Source organism: Pseudomonas sp. UBA5666 (assembly GCF_002420785.1).
In the GTDB taxonomy this organism is placed as follows: Bacteria; Pseudomonadota; Gammaproteobacteria; order Pseudomonadales; family Pseudomonadaceae; genus Aquipseudomonas; species Aquipseudomonas fulva.
This window is the reverse complement of record NZ_DIIQ01000002.1, coordinates 292759-312746: the sequence shown is the minus strand read 5'-3', so window position 1 is coordinate 312746 and position 19988 is coordinate 292759. Positions and strand designations below refer to the sequence as shown.

Annotated in this window: 20 protein-coding genes; 10 read left to right on the top strand and 10 right to left on the bottom strand. The window is 62.7% G+C overall.

Annotated features, from left to right (window positions below; translation table 11 throughout):
• Window positions 1–35: 35 nt before the first annotated feature.
• Complete coding sequence (pyrE, locus tag B2Y33_RS01665) at window positions 36–677, top strand: orotate phosphoribosyltransferase (RefSeq protein WP_027913370.1); 642 nt, start codon at window positions 36–38, stop codon at window positions 675–677.
• A gap of 102 nt (window positions 678–779) precedes the next feature.
• Here the strand turns inward: pyrE and argB are convergent, their stop codons facing one another.
• From argB to coaBC, 4 genes are all read right to left on the bottom strand, one after another.
• Complete coding sequence (argB, locus tag B2Y33_RS01660) at window positions 780–1688, bottom strand: acetylglutamate kinase (protein WP_023532327.1); 909 nt, start codon at window positions 1686–1688, stop codon at window positions 780–782.
• Window positions 1689–1717: 29 nt separating this feature from the next.
• Window positions 1718–3109 (bottom strand): phosphomannomutase/phosphoglucomutase, encoded by a 1392-nt coding sequence (locus B2Y33_RS01655; protein WP_097223507.1) that lies wholly within the window; start codon window positions 3107–3109, stop codon window positions 1718–1720.
• A 119-nt stretch (window positions 3110–3228) separates the two neighbouring features.
• On the bottom strand, window positions 3229–3684 hold the full coding sequence (gene dut, locus B2Y33_RS01650) for a dUTP diphosphatase (protein ID WP_027913372.1): 456 nt from the start codon (window positions 3682–3684) through the stop codon (window positions 3229–3231).
• A 5-nt stretch (window positions 3685–3689) separates the two neighbouring features.
• On the bottom strand, window positions 3690–4901 hold the full coding sequence (coaBC, locus tag B2Y33_RS01645) for a bifunctional phosphopantothenoylcysteine decarboxylase/phosphopantothenate--cysteine ligase CoaBC (protein WP_023532606.1): 1212 nt from the start codon (window positions 4899–4901) through the stop codon (window positions 3690–3692).
• 123 nt (window positions 4902–5024) lie between these two features.
• Here coaBC and radC point away from each other — a divergent pair, with 123 nt between their 5' ends.
• Window positions 5025–5705: a RadC family protein gene (gene radC, locus B2Y33_RS01640; RefSeq protein WP_027913373.1), complete on the top strand. Its 681-nt coding sequence runs from the start codon at window positions 5025–5027 to the stop codon at window positions 5703–5705.
• Window positions 5706–5805: 100 nt separating this feature from the next.
• Here radC and B2Y33_RS01635 read toward each other — a convergent pair whose 3' ends face one another.
• Window positions 5806–7395 carry an ABC transporter substrate-binding protein gene (locus B2Y33_RS01635; protein ID WP_027913374.1) on the bottom strand — a complete coding sequence of 530 codons (1590 nt, stop codon included), beginning with the start codon at window positions 7393–7395 and terminating at the stop codon, window positions 5806–5808.
• 361 nt (window positions 7396–7756) lie between these two features.
• Between B2Y33_RS01635 and rpmB the strand changes: the two genes are divergently transcribed.
• Window positions 7757–7993 carry a 50S ribosomal protein L28 gene (gene rpmB / locus B2Y33_RS01630; protein WP_003253504.1) on the top strand — a complete coding sequence of 79 codons (237 nt, stop codon included), beginning with the start codon at window positions 7757–7759 and terminating at the stop codon, window positions 7991–7993.
• 11 nt (window positions 7994–8004) lie between these two features.
• A complete protein-coding gene (rpmG, locus tag B2Y33_RS01625) occupies window positions 8005–8160 on the top strand; it encodes a 50S ribosomal protein L33 (protein ID WP_003253507.1) in 156 nt (51 codons plus the stop codon).
• Between the two features lie 83 nt (window positions 8161–8243).
• Here the strand turns inward: rpmG and B2Y33_RS01620 are convergent, their stop codons facing one another.
• Window positions 8244–8603 carry a cupin domain-containing protein gene (locus B2Y33_RS01620; RefSeq protein WP_028686773.1) on the bottom strand — a complete coding sequence of 120 codons (360 nt, stop codon included), beginning with the start codon at window positions 8601–8603 and terminating at the stop codon, window positions 8244–8246.
• A gap of 193 nt (window positions 8604–8796) precedes the next feature.
• Between B2Y33_RS01620 and B2Y33_RS01615 the strand changes: the two genes are divergently transcribed.
• Together B2Y33_RS01615 and B2Y33_RS01610 are read left to right on the top strand one after the other, a co-directional pair.
• The gene (locus tag B2Y33_RS01615; protein ID WP_023532569.1) at window positions 8797–10290 is read left to right on the top strand and encodes an aldehyde dehydrogenase; all 1494 of its coding nucleotides are present in this window, start codon (window positions 8797–8799) and stop codon (window positions 10288–10290) included.
• Between the two features lie 181 nt (window positions 10291–10471).
• On the top strand, window positions 10472–11611 hold the full coding sequence (locus B2Y33_RS01610; RefSeq protein WP_027913375.1) for an MFS transporter: 1140 nt from the start codon (window positions 10472–10474) through the stop codon (window positions 11609–11611).
• Window positions 11612–11621: 10 nt separating this feature from the next.
• On the opposite strand, the gene B2Y33_RS01605 is transcribed toward B2Y33_RS01610, so the two are convergent.
• Both B2Y33_RS01605 and B2Y33_RS01600 read right to left on the bottom strand, forming a co-directional pair.
• Window positions 11622–13175 carry a phospholipase D family protein gene (locus B2Y33_RS01605; RefSeq protein ID WP_027913376.1) on the bottom strand — a complete coding sequence of 518 codons (1554 nt, stop codon included), beginning with the start codon at window positions 13173–13175 and terminating at the stop codon, window positions 11622–11624.
• Window positions 13176–13232: 57 nt separating this feature from the next.
• Window positions 13233–14663 (bottom strand): PLP-dependent aminotransferase family protein, encoded by a 1431-nt coding sequence (locus B2Y33_RS01600; protein WP_042138954.1) that lies wholly within the window; start codon window positions 14661–14663, stop codon window positions 13233–13235.
• A 176-nt stretch (window positions 14664–14839) separates the two neighbouring features.
• Here B2Y33_RS01600 and B2Y33_RS01595 point away from each other — a divergent pair, with 176 nt between their 5' ends.
• The gene (locus B2Y33_RS01595) at window positions 14840–15070 is read left to right on the top strand and encodes a DUF1127 domain-containing protein (RefSeq protein WP_027913378.1); all 231 of its coding nucleotides are present in this window, start codon (window positions 14840–14842) and stop codon (window positions 15068–15070) included.
• A 6-nt stretch (window positions 15071–15076) separates the two neighbouring features.
• Here B2Y33_RS01595 and B2Y33_RS01590 read toward each other — a convergent pair whose 3' ends face one another.
• A complete protein-coding gene (locus B2Y33_RS01590) occupies window positions 15077–16369 on the bottom strand; it encodes an NAD(P)/FAD-dependent oxidoreductase (RefSeq protein ID WP_027913379.1) in 1293 nt (430 codons plus the stop codon).
• A 102-nt stretch (window positions 16370–16471) separates the two neighbouring features.
• Here B2Y33_RS01590 and B2Y33_RS01585 point away from each other — a divergent pair, with 102 nt between their 5' ends.
• Window positions 16472–16825, top strand: coding sequence for a YkgJ family cysteine cluster protein (locus B2Y33_RS01585; protein WP_027913380.1), 354 nt, complete (start codon window positions 16472–16474; stop codon window positions 16823–16825).
• Window positions 16826–16847: 22 nt separating this feature from the next.
• On the opposite strand, the gene dadR is transcribed toward B2Y33_RS01585, so the two are convergent.
• Window positions 16848–17336, bottom strand: a complete 489-nt coding sequence (dadR, locus tag B2Y33_RS01580; protein WP_003258963.1) for a transcriptional regulator DadR — start codon at window positions 17334–17336, stop codon at window positions 16848–16850.
• 154 nt (window positions 17337–17490) lie between these two features.
• On the opposite strand from dadR, the gene dadA reads away from it, so the two are divergent.
• The gene (dadA, locus tag B2Y33_RS01575) at window positions 17491–18795 is read left to right on the top strand and encodes a D-amino acid dehydrogenase (protein WP_206405086.1); all 1305 of its coding nucleotides are present in this window, start codon (window positions 17491–17493) and stop codon (window positions 18793–18795) included.
• Between the two features lie 80 nt (window positions 18796–18875).
• Window positions 18876–19949 (top strand): alanine racemase, encoded by a 1074-nt coding sequence (gene alr, locus B2Y33_RS01570; protein ID WP_206405087.1) that lies wholly within the window; start codon window positions 18876–18878, stop codon window positions 19947–19949.
• Window positions 19950–19988: the final 39 nt, after the last annotated feature.

Below are 19988 nucleotides of genomic sequence, written 5' to 3'. Positions count from 1 at the left end.
CCATTTAGCTAAATCCGTGGTGTCCGGGACTTTCCATGCAGCCGTATCAGCGCGACTTCATCCGTTTTGCCATCGATCGCGGGGTCCTGCGTTTCGGTGAGTTCACTCTCAAGTCCGGGCGTACCAGCCCGTACTTCTTCAACGCTGGCCTGTTCAACACAGGTTCGGCACTGGCCGAGCTGGGGCGTTGCTACGCCGCCGCCATCGTCGACAGCAAGATCTCGTTCGACGTGCTGTTCGGCCCGGCCTACAAGGGTATTCCCCTGGCCGCGACCACTGCCGTCGCGCTGGCTGACCAGCATGGGCAAGATGTGCCCTGGTGCTTCAACCGCAAGGAAGCCAAGGATCACGGCGAGGGCGGCAGCCTGGTCGGTGCGCCTCTGGCAGGCGATGTGCTGATCATCGACGACGTGATCACTGCCGGTACCGCCATTCGCGAAGTCATGCAGATCATCAAGGCGCAGCAGGCCAACGCCGCTGGCGTGCTGATCGCGTTGAACCGCGAGGAGCGTGGCAATGGCGAGCTGTCGGCCATCCAGGAAGTGGAGCGCGACTTCGGCATACCGGTGGTCAGCATCGTCTCGCTGACCCAGGTGCTGGAGTTCCTGGCTGACGACCCGCAACTCAAGCAGCACCTGCCGGCGGTCGAGGCCTACCGGGCGCAGTACGGGATCTGACCCAGGGTCTGAAAGCGAAAAAGGCGACCTCGGTTTGAGGTCGCCTTTTTTGTGTCGCCAGTTCTGGCCTGTCGCCGGCTTGGCGGCGACAGGCCTGGCAGGTCAGGAAAGCGACTTGTGGTTGGTGATCAAGGTGCCCACGCCGCTGTCGGTGAAGATTTCCAGCAGCACCGCGTTCGGCACGCGGCCATCGATGATGTGCGAGCTGTTCACGCCGCCTTGCACCGCATCCAGGGCGCATTTGATCTTCGGAAGCATGCCACCGTAGATGGTGCCGTCGGCGATCAGTTCGTTGACCTGCTCTGTGGTCAGACCGGTCAAGACCTGGCCCTGCTTGTCCATCAGCCCGGCGATGTTGGTCAGCAGCATCAGCTTCTCGGCCTGCAGCGCTTCGGCCACCTTGCCTGCTACCAGGTCGGCATTGATGTTGTAGGACTCGCCATTGATGCCGACGCCGATGGGGGCGATCACCGGGATGAAATCACCCTTGACCAGCATGTTCAGCAGGTCGGTGTTCACGCTCACCACTTCACCCACATGGCCGATGTCGATGATCTCGGCGGTGGTCATTTCCGGCGTCTGGCGGCTGACGGTGAGCTTGCGTGCACGGATCAGTTCCGCGTCCTTGCCAGTCAGGCCGATGGCGCTGCCACCGTGCCGGTTGATAAGGTTGACGATGTCCTTGTTGACCTGGCCGCCCAGTACCATTTCCACAACGTCCATGGTCGCCGAATCGGTCACGCGCATGCCGTCGATGAAATGGCTTTCGATGGAAAGCCGCTTGAGCAGATCACCGATCTGCGGGCCACCCCCGTGCACGACCACCGGGTTGATGCCCACGGCCTTCATCAGCACGATGTCGCGGGCGAAGCCCGTCTTGAGCTCCTCGCTTTCCATCGCGTTGCCGCCGTACTTGATCACCAGCGTCTTGCCGACGAAGCGGCGAATGTAGGGCAAGGCTTCGGACAGAACTTCGGCTACGTGGGTGGCGGCATCGCGATCGAGGGTCATGCAGGGCTCCTGTGAGGCCAGATAGTCGGTCAGAACGGCAGTTGCAGGTCAGGTTCTACCCGCAGCAACTGAGTGCGGAAAACATCCTTGATACGCTGCAACTCGGCGTCGCTGTCGGCCTCGAAGCGCAGTACCAGAACCGGTGTGGTGTTGGAGGCACGCACCAGGCCCCAGCCCTGTGCATAGTCCACTCGCACACCGTCGATGGTGGTCAGGCGCGCGTCACCCCAATCGGCGTCGCGTTGCAGTGCATCAATGATGCTGAATTTACGTTCATCGGTCACATCAATATTGAGTTCCGGCGTGGAAATATCATCAGGAAAAGCGGCGAACACGGTTTCGGCACTCTGTTCGGTCTTGCTGAGGATTTCCAACAGGCGCGCAGCGCTGTAGATGCCGTCGTCGAAACCGTACCAACGTTCCTTGATGAAGAGATGACCGCTCATCTCGCCTGCGAGCAAGGCGCCGGTCTGATGCATCTTCTTCTTCATCAACGAATGACCGGTCTTCCACATCAGGGTACGACCGCCCAATCGTTCGATCAGGGGGATGAGGCGTCGGGTGCACTTGACGTCGAAGATGATTTCGGCGCCTGGGTTACGAGCCAGGACATCCTGGGCGAACAGCATCAGCAAGCGGTCGGCGTAGATGATGCTGCCGGCCTCGGTCACCACGCCGACGCGATCCGCGTCGCCGTCGAATGCCAGGCCGAGGTCCGCACCCGTGCGCTTGACCGTGTCGATCAGCACCTGAAGGTTCTGCGCCTTGCTGGGGTCGGGGTGATGGTTCGGGAAGTTGCCATCCACTTCGCTGAACAGCGCAATCACCTCGCAACCCAACGCTTCGATCAGTTGCGGGGCGATCACGCCAGCGACGCCGTTGCCACAGTCCACGACCACCTTGAGCCTTCTGGCCAGCTTCACGTCACTGACGATCCGCTGGAAATAGCGCTCCAGAATCGCTACCTGCTGCACGTGCCCTGTGCCCAGGGTCAGGTCATTGGCCTGCAAGCGGCCGAGCAGCGCCTGGATCTGCTCGTTGGCCAGGGTGTCGCCTGCAATGACGATCTTGAAGCCGTTGTAGTCCGGGGGGTTGTGACTACCGGTGAGCATCACGCCCGATTTGCCGCCCAGTTCGTGAGTGGCGTAGTACAGCGCCGGCGTGGGTACCAGACCAAGGTCGTTCACATGGCAGCCTGCTTCGACCAGGCCGCGGATCAGCGGCTCGACGAGCAGCGGGCCGGACAGGCGACCATCGCGGCCCACGCTGACCTGGGGTTCGCCCATGGCCAGGCTCTGTGCGCCGACGGCGCGGCCTATCCAGTAGGCGGTATCAGCGTGCAGCGTCTTGCCGACGATGCCGCGGATGTCGTAAGCGCGAAAAATACCAGGCGGCAAGTGGGCGCGGCCCGCCGGGGCCATGTCGTTCATCTGGAAAACCCCATCAGTCAGAAGCGCTCGGTTGCAGGCGCACGCAGAGCGCTTGGACGAAGGTTGCGGCCCGGAGTTCGCCATCCATGGCGAATGTGCTCATGTCCGGTTCAACGGGTGCCGGAGTGACCGAAGCCACCGGCGCCGCGCTGGCTTTGATCGAACGATTCGACGATCTCGAACTGCGCCTGTACCACGGGCACGAGCACCAGCTGGGCGATACGCTCACCGACAGCGATGGTGAAGGCGGTGGTGCCGCGGTTCCAGCACGACACCATCAGTTCGCCCTGGTAGTCCGAATCGATCAGCCCGACCAGGTTGCCCAGCACGATGCCATGCTTGTGGCCCAGGCCCGAGCGCGGCAGCACGAGTGCGGCAAGACCCGGGTCGCTGATATGGATGGACAGGCCCGTTGGAATCAGGACCGTCTGGCCGGGTTCGAGCACCGTGTCCTGCGTGAGCAGCGCGCGCAGGTCAAGGCCGGCGGAGCCCGGAGTGGCGTACTGCGGCAACGGGAATTCGGTACCCAGGCGTGGGTCGAGGATCTTGGCTTGTAATGCGTGCATGTAACTTACTGAACCTGATTGAGCCGTTCGGCGATGAAGGCAACCAGCTGACGGGCGATCTTGCCCTTGCTGGTCTGCGCGAAGAGGGTCTGGTGCTGCTGGCGATCGATCACGGTCAAGGCGTTCTCTTCACTGTTGAAGCCGATGCTGGGGTTGGCCACATCGTTGGCGACGATCAGGTCGAGGTTCTTGTCCTTGAGCTTGCGCGTGGCGTAATCGAGCAAGTGTTCGGTCTCGGCGGCGAAGCCGACACTGAAAGGGCGGTCGGTGCGACCGGCCAGGGTGGCAAGGATATCGGGATTGCGCACCATCTGCAGCAGCATGCCATCGCCAGTCGTAGGATCTTTCTTCAGCTTTTGTGGCGCTATGACCTCTGGGCGGTAGTCCGCCACCGCCGCCGAAGCGATGAACAGGTCGCATGGCATGGCCGCCTCACAGGCTGCCAGCATGTCCCGCGCGCTGACCACGTCGATACGGCTGACCCGGTCGGGGGTAGGCAGGTGGACGGGACCGGTCACGAGGGTCACCCGAGCCCCGGCTTCGGCGGCCGCCTCGGCCAGGGCGAAGCCCATCTTCCCGGAGCTATGATTGGTGATGTAGCGCACCGGGTCGATGTTCTCCTGAGTGGGGCCGGCGGTGATCAGCACGTGCTTGCCGGTCAATGCCTGGCGCTTGAAGCTTTCGGCGGCGCACCAGGCCAGGTCGGTGGCCTCGAGCATGCGGCCCAGGCCCACGTCGCCACAGGCCTGGCTACCCGAGGCAGGGCCGAACACCTGAATGCCTCGGCTCCTGAGCACTTGGAGGTTGGCCTGGGTGGCAGCGTCACGCCACATGGCCTGGTTCATGGCGGGGGCGACGGCGACGGTGGCGTCGGTGGCCAGCACCAGGGTCGTCAAGAGGTCATCGGCCATGCCCTGGGCCAGGCGTGCCATGAGGTCGGCGGTGGCCGGAGCGATCAGCACCAGATCAGCCCATTTGGCCAGCTCGATATGGCCCATGGCCGCCTCTGCTGCCGGGTCGAGGAGGTCCAGGTGCACCGGATGGCCGGACAACGCCTGCAAGGTCAGCGGCGTGATGAATTCGGCGCCACCGCGGGTCATGACGACACGCACTTGGGCGCCGTGCTCCAGGAGTCGGCGGATCAGTTCGGCGCTCTTGTAGGCGGCGATGCCACCACCGACGCCAAGAACGATGCGCTTGCGATACAGCCGCTGCATAGGGTTGCCTTTTTCCAGTGAAAGCGGGCGGCGACAGAAACTGCGTGCGGCAGAACGTCGCATGTACGAGGGCAAATAGATTAACACAGGGCCGAAATGGGCCGCAGCAAGGGCAGGGACGCGATGAACATCAGGGAATGGCCGGTTCAGGATCGGCCAAGGGAAAAGCTGCTGCAGCGTGGGGCGGCGGTGCTGTCTGACGCCGAGCTGCTGGCTGTGCTGCTGGGGTCAGGCGTTGCAGGGCACAACGTGCTCGACTTGGCGCGCGGCTTGTTGGTGCGTTTTGGCGGCTTACGGCCGTTTCTGGAGGCCGATCGGCGGGCCGTCTTGCGCGAGCCTGGCATAGGGGAGGTCAAATACGCACAGCTGCAGGCATTGCTGGAAATCGGTCGTCGCTACCTCGATGAGGGGATCACCCGCGCAGCGGCGTTGGAGGACCCCCAGGCCGTACGACGCTACCTCAAGGCCATGCTGCGCCATGAACCCAGCGAGGTGTTCGGCTGCCTGTTTCTGGACACCAAGCACCGGCCACTGGCGTTCGAGATTCTGTTCAGGGGTACCATCGACCGAGCCAGTGTCTATCCGCGGGAAGTCGTGCGACGGGCATTGATGCACAATGCCGCGGCGCTGATCCTGTGTCACAACCACCCTTCGGGGAACAGCGAACCGAGCAAGGAGGATGTGCACCTGACCTTGTCGCTCAAGCGTGGGCTGGCCTTGATCGATGTGCGTGTGCTGGATCACATCATCATTGGCGACGGGGAGCCGCTGTCCATGGCCGAGCAAGGGTGGGTCGTGGCTTAGGGCACGCCGCTGTGGTAGCGGCGCTGTCCAGGATGACCTGTCATGACCGGGGAAGGGGCGCCTTCCCCCGTTCATGACAAGGGCGAGGCGTGGCCAGGGCTTACTTGGTCACGCTCACCTTGCTGAAGTCCAGCCGGCCGAACGGGTTGACCTGATAACCCTCGACACCCTGGCGCAGCAGGGCCGCCGCATTCGGATGCGCCAATGGCACCCACAGCGCCTGCTGCTGGATCAGGGTCTGCGCCTGCTGGTACAGCCGGCTGCGCACGCTCTGATCATTGGTGGTGCGACCGGCACTGATCAGCTGGTCCAGGCGATTGTCACAGAACCGCGCGAAATTGGTCCCGGACTTGACCGCTGCACAGGAGAACTGCGGGGTGAGGAAGTTATCCGGGTCACCGTTGTCACCTGCCCAGCCCATGAACAGCAGGTCGTGCTCGCCGGCCTTGGCGCGGCGGATCAGCTCGCCCCATTCGATCACCCGAATGTCAGCCTTGATGCCCACCTTGGCGAGATCAGCCTGCAGCATCTGCGCGCCCAGGCTGGGGTTGGGGTTGAGCAGGCTACCCGAAGGACGTGTCCAGATCGTCGTGCTGAAGCCGTCCGCCAGGCCGGCCTTGGCCAGCAAGGCCTTGGCTTTCTTCACATCCAGTGGGTAACCGGGCAGGTCCTTGGCATAGCTCCAGGTATTGGGCGGGTACGGGCCATTGGCCGCGATGGCCGAGTCTTCGAAAACAGCCTTCACGTAGGCCTGTTTGTCGAAAGCCAGGTTGATGGCCTGACGCACCTCTGGCTTGTCGAGGGGTGGGTGCTGGCTGTTGAGCGCGATGAATGCCGTCATGAACGCTGGCGTGCTGGCCACCTTGAGGCTGCTGTCCTGGCTGGCTTCGGCAATGTCCAGTGGCTTGGGCGACAGGGCTACCTGGCACTCATTGCGTTTGAGCTTCTGCAGGCGCACGTTCGCATCGGTGGTGATGGCGAAGATCAGCGGGTCGACGGCCGGTTTGCCGGCAAAGTAGTCAGGGTTGGCGCGATAGCGCACCACCGCATCCTTCTGGAATCGCTGGAAGACGAATGGCCCGGTGCCGATGGGTTGGCTGTTGAGCTTCTCGGGAGTGCCTGCCTTGAGCAACGTGTCGGCGTATTCGGCGGAGTAGATCGAGGCAAAGCCCATGCTCAGGGTAGCCAGGAAGGTCGCATCCGGGTGGGTGAGGGTAAAGCGCACGGTATTGGGCGCTGGTGCGTCGATCGTTTTGATCAGGCTGCCCAGTTGCAGCGACTGGGCATGGGGGTAGCCGCCGGGTGCCGTCTTGTGCCAGGCGTGGGCGGGGTAGAGCATGCGCTGGAAGCTGAACAGCACGTCGTCGGCATTGAGCGTACGGCTGGGCTTGAAGTAGCCGGTGGTATGGAATTTCACGTTGTCGCGCAAGGTGAAATCGTACACCAGGCCATCGGCCGACACCGTCCAGCTGGCGGCCAGGCTCGGCACCACTTTGCCTTTGCCGGCATCGAACTCCACCAGGCGGTTCATCAGGACATCGGCCGTGGCATTGGTGGTAGTCAGCGAATTGTACTGCACCACGTCGAAGCCTTCGGGGCTGGCTTCGCTGCAAACGCTCAGTGGCGCTGCCTGGGCTGCACCCACGGCAAGCAGGGAAGTGAACAATAAGGAAAGAGCGGCGGCACGCATGGTGGCTCCTTGGCTGTCAGTGGCCCATCTGCCAGTGCAGTCTGGAAAAGGCCTACCCTAGTGTGACTGCCGGAAAATGACCACACTCTTTTTTACAATCTTGGCGACGAGCGGTCAGCGTACGATAGGGCCTGCGGCCGTGCCGCCCGCGGCGGTTCGCCCCGGCTCGAATGTTGATCAGGTATTGTTGCAATCGAGTCTTTCTGGTATAAAGCAGCGCTCTTTTCTAGGGGCTCGGCCTGTCGCATCAGCGAATCCGGTCGATAAGACCTCCAGAATCACGGCGCCTCGGCGCCAAAGACTGAGAGATTAAGCGGCCAACCCATGCCGGGTTGGGCATGTGGTTTTAGAGGGCTGAGTCATGTCGAGAGTCTGTCAAGTTACTGGTAAGGGTCCAGTAACCGGGAACAACATTTCCCACGCAAACAACAAAACCCGTCGTCGTTTCCTGCCAAACCTGCAGCACCACCGTTTCTGGGTTGAATCCGAGAAGCGTTTCGTGCGTCTGCGCGTTTCCGCCAAAGGCATGCGCATCATCGACAAGCGCGGCATCGATGCCGTTCTGGTTGACATCCGTAAAGCTGGCGCCAAGGTTTAAGGGAGAGCATCATGCGTGAATTGATCCGTCTGGTTTCGAGTGCCGGTACCGGCCACTTCTACACCACCGACAAGAACAAGCGCACCACCCCGGACAAAATCGAGATCAAGAAATACGATCCCGTTGTTCGCAAGCACGTGGTGTACAAGGAAGCCAAGATCAAGTAATTGATCGGCGACCTGAAAAAAACCCGCCTCTGAACAGAGGCGGGTTTTTTTATGCCTGGCCGAAAGGGTGGGCAGGCCATGGGTTACTTCTGCTCGAACAATGCATAGATCTTGCGGCAAGGCTCCAGCACTTCCCATGTCCCTTTGAACCCGGCGGGTATGACGAACCGATCACCCGCACGCAGTGTCTTGCTGGCGCCTTTTTCGTCACGCAGCACCGACACGCCCTGCACGATTTCGCAGTACTCATGCTCGGTGTAGTTGACCTTCCACTGGCCGACTTCCCCCTCCCAGACGCCAGCGGCAAACTGCCCGCAGGGGCTTGCATAGTGGTTGTACACGGCCTGGTCCGGCTCGCCCTTGAGAACCTTTTCGGCTGCGGGGCGATAGCGCTCGGCCTCGGTAATGGCCTGGGCGAAGTCGATGATGCTGTCGATGCTCATGAGGGGGCTCCTGTATGTTCAATAAAATTAACATCGCTGGGCGTTTGAGCCGATAGTGTCAAATATATTGATAGTTTGAAAGGGCTGGTTTAGGGTATTGCATGCCTGTGTGCGCCTGTCGCACGCCCGGACCCCGACAACGCCTGCAAGTCCTCAGTGCAGCGTTGCACCTAAACAAGAGGAGGAGTTTCGTATGACCACCCTGACTCGTGCAGACTGGGAACAACGTGCCCAGCAACTGAAGATCGAAGGCCGCGCCTTCATCAACGGCGAATACACCGATGCCGCATCCGGTGAAACCTTCGAATGCCTGAGCCCGGTCGACGGACGCTTCCTGGCCAAGGTTGCCAGCTGCGACCTGGCCGACGCCAACCGCGCGGTCGAAAACGCCCGCGCGACCTTCAATTCGGGCGTATGGTCACAGCTGGCTCCGGCCAAGCGCAAGGCCATTCTGATCCGCTTCGCCGACCTGCTGCGCAAGAACGTCGAAGAGCTGGCGCTGCTTGAAACGCTGGACATGGGCAAGCCAATCGGTGACGCCTCCAGCATCGATATCCCAGGCGCTGCCAATGCCATTCACTGGACAGCCGAAGCCATCGACAAGGTGTACGACGAAGTCGCTCCTACGCCTCACGATCAACTGGGCCTGGTCACCCGCGAGCCGGTAGGCGTGGTGGGTGCCATCGTCCCGTGGAACTTCCCGCTGCTGATGGCGAGCTGGAAGTTGGGCCCCGCATTGGCTACGGGCAACTCGGTTGTGCTCAAGCCTTCCGAGAAATCGCCGCTGACGGCCATTCGCATCGCTCAGCTGGCGGTGCAAGCCGGCATCCCGGCAGGTGTGCTGAACGTGCTGCCTGGCTATGGCCACACCGTGGGCAAGGCCCTGGCCCTGCACATGGACGTCGACACCCTGGTATTCACAGGTTCCACCAAGATCGCCAAGCAGCTGATGGTGTATGCAGGCGAATCGAACATGAAACGCATCTGGCTGGAAGCCGGTGGCAAGAGCCCGAACATCGTCTTTGCCGACGCGCCCGACCTTGAGGCCGCCGCCCAGGCTGCTGCCAGCGCCATCGCCTTCAACCAGGGAGAAGTGTGCACCGCAGGTTCTCGCTTGCTGGTGGAGCGCTCGATCAAGGACACCTTCCTGCCCATGGTGGTCGAGGCCCTCAAGGCCTGGAAGCCCGGCAACCCGCTGGACCCGCAGACCACCGTTGGTGCCCTGGTCGATACCCAGCAGATGAATACCGTGCTGTCGTACATCGAGGCCGGCCACAAGGACGGTGCCAAGCTGCTGACCGGTGGCAAGCGGACGCTGGAAGATACCGGCGGCACCTACGTCGAGCCGACCATCTTCGATGGCGTGACCAATGCCATGAAGATCGCCCAGGAAGAAATCTTCGGCCCCGTCCTGTCCGTGATTGCTTTCGACACGGCCGAAGAGGCGGTTGCCATCGCTAACGACACACCCTATGGGCTGGCGGCGGGCATCTGGACTTCGGACATTTCCAAGGCGCACAGGACGGCCCGCGCCGTGCGCGCCGGCAGTGTCTGGGTCAACCAATATGATGGCGGCGACATGACCGCGCCATTCGGTGGCTTCAAGCAGTCGGGCAACGGCCGTGACAAGTCGCTGCACGCGCTGGAGAAGTACACCGAGCTCAAGGCCACCTGGATCAAGCTGTAATTCCAGCAGCCTGTAGCAGGCAATTCGGCTTCCAAGGGCCTGGTATCGCTGTTGCGAGCTGAGCAGGGCCTGAGGCAGCTCGATTGCACGCGGGGCGGACACTCCACCACTGGCCGGGGCGGCTCATACCGTCCCGGCTTCGTTGTTTCTGTCATACAACAATGCTGCCTGGGAGGCCGTCATGCGTTGGGGAACCTATTTTGCCGTGCTGGCGTCGGTGCTGAGCGTCGGGCTCGCATTGGGTGTGAGCATGCCGTTGGTGTCCTTGCGTCTGGAGGCCTGGGGGTATGGCGGCTTCGCCATTGGCGTCATGGCCGCCATGCCTGCTCTGGGCGTGCTGGCCGGCGCCAGCCTAGCCAGCCGTCTTGCCGGGTGGGTAGGCGTGCCTGCGGCCATGCGCCTGTGCCTGTGGGGCGGGGCATTGTCCATCGGCCTGTTGGCCCTGCTGCCAAGCTACCCGCTTTGGTTGCTGCTGCGGCTGTTGATCGGCATGGCGTTGACCGTGGTGTTCGTGCTGGGTGAGAGCTGGATCAACCAACTGGTGGTCGAGCAGTGGCGCGGACGGCTGGTAGCCCTGTACGGGAGTAGCTATGCGCTGAGCCAACTGGCAGGGCCGTTGGTGCTGGGCATGCTGGGGTCGGACGACGACTTCGGCTTCTGGGCGGCGACCGGTCTGCTGCTGGTGTCGCCCTTGCTGTTGCTGGGCCGCGGTGGCGCGCCCTCTACGCAAGCATGCAATGTCACCTTTGCCGACCTGTTTGCCTTCTGCAGAAGGCTGCCCGTGATCGCCTGGGCCATCGCATTGTTCGCTTCGTTCGAAGCCATGATCCTGACCCTGCTGCCGATATACTGCCTGCAACAGGGCTTGAGCACGGAAATCGCGTTGTTCATGGTCAGTACGGTGGTGGTCGGCGATGCGGTGCTGCAGTTGCCCATTGGCGCACTGGCGGACCACATGTCGCGGCGCGCGCTGTTCACCGGTTGCGCCTCGGCATTGTTGGGGTCGAGCCTTGCCATCCCCCTGCTGTTGCACACCTGGGCGATCTGGCCTGTGTGGGTATTGTTCGGCGCAAGCGCCGGTGGGTTGTTCACCTTGTCGCTGGTGTTGATCGGTGAGCGCTACCGAGACGATGCCCTGGTGCGGGCCAATGCCCACGTGGCCCAGCTGTGGGGCATCGGTTGCCTGCTGGGGCCGTTGCTGGCCGGCGCAGGTAGCCAGTGGATCAGTGGGCACGCCTTGCCGCTGCTGATGGCAGCAGGCGCCGCTGGGCTTGTGGTGCTGACCCGGCGGCCCGGAGCGTTCGAGCCTGCGGCGGCGTGACTGCGCAGCGCTAGAGCATCTTTTCCAGCCCGACCGCCTTGCTGATCCAGGCATTGAACCGCCGCCACAGGCTACCAGGCTCTGACGTGAGCACCCGCCGCTGTCCGTCCTCCTCGGTCACCCAGACCAGCTTGCCGCCGACGAGCTCAGGCTGGTAGCTCAGGGCCGGTGCCATGCCCTGCACCGCCAGCGCACGGGTGTATTCGGCAAGTTCGGGGCTGTCGACCAACACGCCGACTTCGGTGTTCCACAACACCGAGCGCGGATCGAAATTGAACGAGCCAATGAACGTCTTGTGACGGTCGAACACGATCGCCTTGCTGTGCAGGCTGGAATTGGAGCTGCCATGAAAACTCAGCTTGCCCGCGCTGGGGTCCCCGGGTTGGCGGCGCATTTCGTATAGCTTCACCCCGTGCTCCAGCAATGCCTTGCGGTAAGGGGCATAACCGCCGTGTACGGCAGGCACATCGGTAGCCTCCAGCGAGTTGGTCAACAGCTTTACCGAAATGCCCGCGTCGGCGCTCTGAGTGAGGTAAAGCAGCCCTGGTTCGCCGGGCACGAAATAAGCCGAGACCAGAATCAGTTCGTGACGCACATCGCGCAGGTCAGGGCCAAGTTGCCGTGTCAGCAGCAGCTGTGGGTCAGGCTCGTCATCGGCCAGCACCTTGCTGGGTGCGTCCCACAGCGCCTGGGCATGGGCCCATATGAGTTCGTTGCGCCAGGTGTCCAACCGCGGCTGGGATTGATAGGCCATCAGGCGGTCATACAAGACCTTGCGCCGAGTTCTGGCTTCGGCCAGCGAGACCTCCAGCCGATGGCGGCTGGTGCGCAGGTCGCTGGCATTGGGCTGGTGCCAGAGGAAGTCGGTGATCTGGCGGCTCAGGGCGCTGTTCCAGTACTGATCGAAACTGTGTCCCAACTGCTCTGCTATAGGGCCCACACCCAGCAGATCGATGTCGGTGAAGTTCAGGTTGGGCTCGGCATCGAAGTACTCGTCGCCCAGGTTTCGTCCGCCGACGATGGCCATGCTGTTGTCCACCAGGAACAGCTTGTTGTGCATGCGCCGGTGCTGACGCGACAGGTTGAGCAACCGGCCCATGGCGCGCGTGACCCCGGTGGCGCGTCCCAGGTGCAGGGGGTTGAACACGCGGATCTGGATGTTCGGGTGGGCGGCGAGGGTGCCCATGATTGCATCCAGGCCGTCACTGGTGGTGTCGTCCAGCAGGATGCGTACCCGCACCCCCCGGTCTGCCGCCCGCAACAGTTCATGGACCAGGGCGCGGGTGCTGAGCCCGTCATGGACGATGTAGTACTGCACGTCGATGCTGGCCTGTGCATTGCGTATCAGCTCGGCGCGCGCCCGGAAAGCCTCGTTGCTGTTGGGGAGCAGGCGAAAGCCGGAACGGCCTTCATAAGGTGCTGCCTGGCGCAACACCGAGCGGCCGAACGCCGAGCCATCGGCCGGCAGGGCTTGGCTGGTTTGGCGCGGCGTATCGACGCTGGCGCAGCCGCCGACGCCGAGCAGCAGCGTCAGCAGCAAGGGTAGGGCTCGCTGGAGTTTCAACGGTGGACGTCCTGTGCAGCAGGGCTTTGGGGTTGGACAGTGGCAGGCAACGCAAAGTTACGTCGCGACGATGTCCTCGTCCAGCAAGCGTTGGGCGGTCTCACCCACCTTGCGCACCGCCGCCTCGATTTGCGCTGTAGGCCTGGCGGCGAAGTTCATGCGCAGGCAATGACGGAACTTGCCGGAAGCGGAAAAGATGCTGCCCACGGCCACTTGTACGCCCTGTTCCAGTAAGGCGTGATTGAGTTGCAAGGTATCGAAATGTTCCGGCAATTCCACCCACAGCATAAAGCCGCCTTGCGGACGGCTTACGCGGGTGCCGGGTGGGAAATACCGGGTCACCCAGTCGCTCATCAACTCACGGCTGCGTTGGTACTGGCTACGCATCCGTCGCACATGGGGCTGGTAGTGCCCGTTGGCGATGAAGTCCGCTACCGCCAATTGAGGCTGACTGGCGGTGCTGCCTGTGCTGATGTACTTCATGTGCAGGACCCGCTCCAGGTAGCGTCCGGGCGCTACCCAACCGACACGCAGGCCAGGGGCAAGGGTCTTTGAAAATGAACTGCACAACAGCACGCGGCCTTGCATATCGAATGACTTGACCGTCCGTGGCCGAGGGTAGGTGTAGGCCAGGTCACCGTAGACATCGTCCTCGAGAATGGCCACGTCGTAGCGCTGTGCAAGCTTCAACAGGGCCTTTTTACGAGCCTCGGGCATGATGTAGCCCAGCGGGTTGTTGCAACTTGGGGTGATCTGGATGAGCTTGATCGGCCACTGCTCAAGGGCCAGTTCGAGCGCCTCGAGGCTGATGCCCGTCACCGGGTCCGTGGGGATCTCCAGCGCCTTCATGCCCAGGCCCTTGAGCGTCTGCATGGCGCCATGGAAGCTGGGCGAGTCCACCGCAACGATATCGCCAGGCTCGCACACGGCGCGGATGCTGCACGACAGGGCTTCGTGACAGCCTGTCGTCACCACCAGCTCCGAGGGGGAGAGCCTGCAACCGGAGTCCAGGGCCAGGCGTGCCACCTGTTCACGCAAGGCCAGGTTGCCGTGGATATTGTCGTAATACAGCCCGGGCATGTCCTGCCGACGGCTGAGTCGGGCGAGGCTGCGCAACAGCGGCTTGAGGGTAGGGCTCTCGATGTCTGGCATGCCCCGTCCAAGCTGTATCACCCCTGGCTGCGGAGTACTGCGCACCAGTTCCAGTACCTGCTCCCACTGGGAGATGTCCACGGGGCGCTGGGCGGGTCGGCTGACCGCAGGCAAGGCCGGCAGGTGGCGGTGATCGCTCACGAAATAGCCGGATTTTGGCCGTGGCGAGACCATGCCACTGTCTTCGAGCATGCGGTAGGCCTGTTGCACGGTGCTCAGGCTTACCCCGTGCTCCACGCTTAGTGCGCGCACCGATGGCAGCCGCTGGCCGGGGCGATAGAGGCCCTGTTCGATGCGCGCGCCGAGTACCTCGGCAAGGTTCAGGTAGAGCGTCACGTCATACTCCTGGGCTGCGCCGGGTAACGCACCATACAGATTGATTGAAAAGGCTGCATTCAGTTACCTGGAAGCCCGATCTGTATCCAAATAATAACGCTTTTTTGGATCTGTATTGTCAGGCCATGCACCCTGCATGCTGTCCCCACATTGTCATCGAAAGGGAGACAGCAGCGATGGGAAGCTTGAGCGATGTGCGCATTGAACCGTCGGTAGGCGATAAAGAGGCCCTGCAGCGAAGCGAAACCCACGCTACGCCAAAGGCTTCGAGTCGCTTGCAGTTGATGCTGCGCCGCTGGCACACCCGCAGGGCGCTGCTCCAGTTGAGCGACCATGAATTGCGTGATGTGGGGCTCAGCTGGCAAGAGGCGCGCTCGGAAGGCCGCAAGCCGTTCTGGAGGCCTTGACCGCTTTCAGGCCAGCTCCTTGAGCCTGTGCCACAGCATGCCCAATGCCAGTAAAGGTGAGCGCAAGTGCTTGCCGCCTGGGAACGTCATGTGTGGCACCTTGGCGAACAGGTCGAAGCGCCCGCTTTGCTGGCCACTGATGGCCTCCCCGAGCAGCCGGGCGGCCAGATGGGTCGCGTTCAGCCCGTGGCCTGCGTAGGCCTGGGCGTAGTAGACGTTGGGCTGATCGGGCAGACGGCCTACCTGGGGCAGGCGGTTGGCGCCGATCCCGATCATGCCACCCCACTGGTAGTCGATGCGGACGTCCGCCAGTTGAGGGAACACCCGCAGCATCTTGGGCCGCATGTAGGCGGCGATATCCTTTGGGTCGCGCCCGGAATAATGGCAAGCGCCGCCGAACAGCAACCGGTGATCTGCGCTCAGGCGGTAGTAGTCCAGCGCCACCCGCTGGTCGCACACGGCCATGTTCTGTGGCAGCAGCGAACGTGCACGCGCTTCACCCAGCGGCTCGGTAGCGATGAGGTAACTGCCGGCGGGCAATACCTTGCCGCCCAGCTCACCGTGCAACCCATTGAGGTAGGCGTTGCAGCACAGGACCAGCGTTTGCGCCCGGACCCGGCCTTGGGCAGTGTGTACCTGCACCTGGGGGCCATAGTCGATGCGGGTCACCTCGGACTGCTCGTGGAGTTTCACGCCCAGGCGCGCGGCTGCCGCGGCTTCGCCCAAGGCCAGGTTGAGGGGGTGCAAGTGGCCAGAACCCATGTCCACCAGCCCGCCTGCATAGCGCTGCGAGCCCACCACGTCGTGAATGTCATCCTTTGCGACCAGCCGCAGTTCGTGGGCGTAACCCAGGCTGCGCAAGTGTTCGGCCTCTTCGGCCAGGCCCGCCATTTGCGCCGGCTTGTTGGCCAGGTCGCAATAGCCCCAGACCAGGTCACAGGCGATGGCGTGCTGCGCTACACGGTCGCGCACGATCTGCACGGCCTCCAATCCCATCCGTTGCATGTCGCGAACGCCCTGCTCGCCGATGACCGGCAGGAACTGCTCCAGGCCATGGCCGACCCCGCGGATCAACTGCCCACCGTTGCGCCCACTGGCGCCCCAGCCGATCTTGCGCGCTTCGAGCAGGATCACCGAGAAGCCACGCTCGGCCAACTCCAGGGCCGTGTTCAGACCAGAGTAGCCACCGCCGACGATGCACACATCGGCGGTGTGATCACCCTGCAGAAAGGCATGATCAGGGTGAGGCGCGCTGCTGGCGGCGTAATAAGAAGCGGCGTGCTGCGCGCTGTGGATCATTGGACGCGTCCTGGTGCATGGGCTGGAACGGGAGGATAAGCCGCAGGCCCAGGGCGGGCAACCGGCCTATAATGGGCGAACATTTTCAGCCTGTGCCTAGTCATGTCCTGCGATCGCCACAAAATCCACTTCCTGCGCGAACTCATCCCGTCGTTCGAATGCGAGCCCGGCTGCCATGACTGCTGCGGACCGGTCACTACCTCGGCGCAAGAGATGGCTCGGCTGCCGCGCAAATCCCAGGCCGAACAGGACGCTGCCCTGGAGCGCCTGGACTGCGTGCATTTGGGGCCCCAGGGCTGCACGGTATATGAAGAGCGGCCAATGATCTGCCGCCTGTTCGGCACCACCCCACGCCTGGCCTGCCCACGCGGTCGTGGGCCCGAACCCATGATCGACCCTGCGGCCGAGCAGCTGGTGCACCAGTTCATTGCTACCACCCGGCAAGTGCTGGTCTAGGCGTTCGTGGTAGAGCCCGGCGTCAGTCCGGGATTGGCAGGCAGAGGCTTTCCTTCACCTCCTCCATCACGATGTAGCTTTTGGACTCACGCACGTGGGGCAGCTTGAGCAGGATGTCGCCAAGCAGCTTGCGATACGAAGCCATTTCCGAAATGCGCGCCTTGACCAAGTAGTCGAAGTCGCCGGAAACCAGGTGGCATTCGAGCACGTGCGGCAGCTTGAGCACTGCCCGACGAAACTCCTCGAAGGTATCGCCAGACTTGTAGTCCAGGCTGATTTCCACGAACACCAGCAGGCTGCCCTTGAGGTGCTGTGGGTTCAGGCGCGCGTTGTAGCCCATGATGATGCCTTCACGTTCCAGCCGACGTACGCGCTCGGTGCACGGCGTGGTGGAGAGGCCGACCTTCTCGCCCAATTCGGTGAAGGAGATACGCCCGTCGTTCTGCAGGATGCGCAGGATGTTCCGGTCGATCTTGTCCAGCTCACGCTTACTTTGATGCTGGGTTCTCATAGGGGATGCCCCTCCGTGAAAGGCCATTGTGCCGAGAATTCTCGCCAATAATAGGCTTTTATATAGTGAATTGCACTGCTCACGAATTCCTATACTTCGCCCATCAATGGCAGTCCAACAACACACTGCGGCAGTGCGCGAGGGGAAAGAAACGATGCGAGTTCTGGTACTTGGTAGCGGCGTGATTGGAACCGCCAGTGCCTATTACCTGGCCCGGCAAGGGTTCGAAGTGACGGTGGTGGACCGCCAGCCAGCGGTGGCCATGGAAACCAGCTTCGCCAACGCCGGCCAGATCTCGCCCGGCTATGCCTCGCCGTGGGCGGCGCCAGGGGTGCCTCTAAAAGCCGTGAAGTGGTTGCTCGAGCGTCACGCTCCGCTTGCCATCAAGCTGGCCGGTGACGTGGACCAGTACCTGTGGATGGCGCAGATGCTGCGTAACTGCACGGCCAACCGCTATGCCGTGAACAAGGAGCGCATGGTGCGGTTGTCCGAGTACAGCCGCGACTGCCTCGACGAACTGCGCGCCGAAACCGGAATCGCGTACGAGAACCGTAGCCTGGGCACTACCCAGCTGTTCCGTACCCAGGCCCAGGTCGATGCAGCTGCCAAGGATATCGCCGTGCTCGAGCAATCAGGCGTGCCTTATGAATTGCTCGATCGCGATGGCATCGCCCGCGTCGAACCTGCCCTGGCCAGTGTGAAGGGCATCCTCGCCGGCGCCCTGCGCCTGCCTAACGACCAGACCGGCGATTGCCAGTTGTTCACCACCAAGCTGGCGGAAATGGCCCGGAACCTGGGCGTGGAGTTCCGCTTCGGGCAGGATATCCAGCGTCTGGATCATGCAGGTGACCGCATCAACGGTGTCTGGATCGATGGCAAGCTCGAAACCGCCGACCGCTATGTGCTGGCATTGGGCAGCTATTCGCCGCAGATGCTCAAGCCCTTGGGTATCAAGGCGCCGGTCTATCCGTTGAAGGGTTACTCCCTGACCGTGCCCATCACCAACGGCGACATGGCGCCTGCCTCGACCATCCTCGACGAGACCTACAAGGTTGCCATCACTCGTTTCGACAACCGTATCCGGGTTGGGGGCATGGCTGAAATCGCGGGCTTTGACCTGTCGCTCAACCCCCGTCGACGTGAAACGCTGGAGATGATCGTCAACGACCTTTATCCTCGCGGCGGTGATTTGAGCCAAGCCAGTTTCTGGACCGGGCTGCGTCCCGCGACGCCAGACGGTACCCCCATCGTGGGTGCAACCGCCTTCAGTAACCTGTTCCTCAACACAGGGCACGGCACGCTGGGCTGGACCATGGCCTGTGGCTCGGGTCGCCTGCTGGCTGACCTGATCGCGCGCAAGAAACCGCAGATCAGTGCACAAGGGCTGGACATCTCGCGCTATGGCAGCAGCCGCGAAGTGGCCCGTCACGGGCATGGTTCGCCTGCCCATCAGCAGTAAACCATCCATTGGGGTGCTCGCGAATGACCTGCGCGTGCCCCAGCTTCGATTTCAACCCGTATGACTTTTAAGGCAGCCGCATGCGCCCCGCCCGTGCCCTGATCGACCTCCAGGCCCTGCGCCATAATTACCGTCTCGCCCGTGAACTGACCGGCGCCAAGGCGCTTGCCGTGATCAAGGCCGACGCCTACGGTCACGGTGCCGTGCGCTGCGCGTTGGCGCTCGAGCCCGAGGCGGACGGGTTTGCCGTGGCCTGCATCGAAGAGGCACTGGAGCTGCGTGCGGCCGGCATCAGGAGCCCAGTACTGCTGTTGGAGGGCTTCTTCGAAGCCAGTGAGCTGCCATTGATCGTCGAACATGACCTGTGGTGCGTCGTGCATTCGGCCTGGCAGTTGGAGGCCATCGAGAAAAACCCGCTGCACAGCCCACTCACCGTCTGGCTCAAGCTCGATACCGGCATGCACCGTGTAGGGCTGCATCCCAAGGATTATCGCGATGCCTATGAACGCCTGCTGGCCAGCGGCAAGGTAGGGCGCATCGTGCTCATGAGCCATTTCGCCCGTGCCGATGAATTGGATGCTAAGGCCACAAGCGAGCAGATTGCCGTGTTCGAAACCGCGCGCCAGGGCTTGGCTGCAGAGTGCAGCCTGCGCAACTCCCCAGCCGTGCTGGGTTGGCCCCAGGCAGCCGGTGATTGGGTACGGCCAGGCCTGATGCTCTATGGCGCCACGCCGTTCGACATGCCTCAAGCACACGCCCAACGCCTGCAGCCGGTCATGACACTGCAGTCGCGGGTTATCAGTGTGCGGGAGCTGCCGGCCGGCGAGCCGGTGGGTTACGGCGCCACGTTCGTCAGCACGCGGCCCACCCGTGTAGGCGTGGTTGCCATGGGCTACGCCGACGGTTACCCGCGCCAGGCGCCCAACGGCACGCCGGTCATCGTTGCCGGCAGTCGAGCCCCGCTCATTGGTCGCGTGTCGATGGACATGCTGAGCATCGACCTGACCGACGTGCCCCAAGCGACGGTCGGCAGCCCAGTCGAACTGTGGGGCAAGCAGGTCCATGCCACTGAGGTGGCGAGCCAGGCCGGTACTATCCCTTACCAGATCTTCTGCAACCTCAAGCGGGTGCCCCGGGAATACGTTGGGGACTAAGGCGTCAGGGCGGGTGGTGTGTTGTAAATACTGAACGGC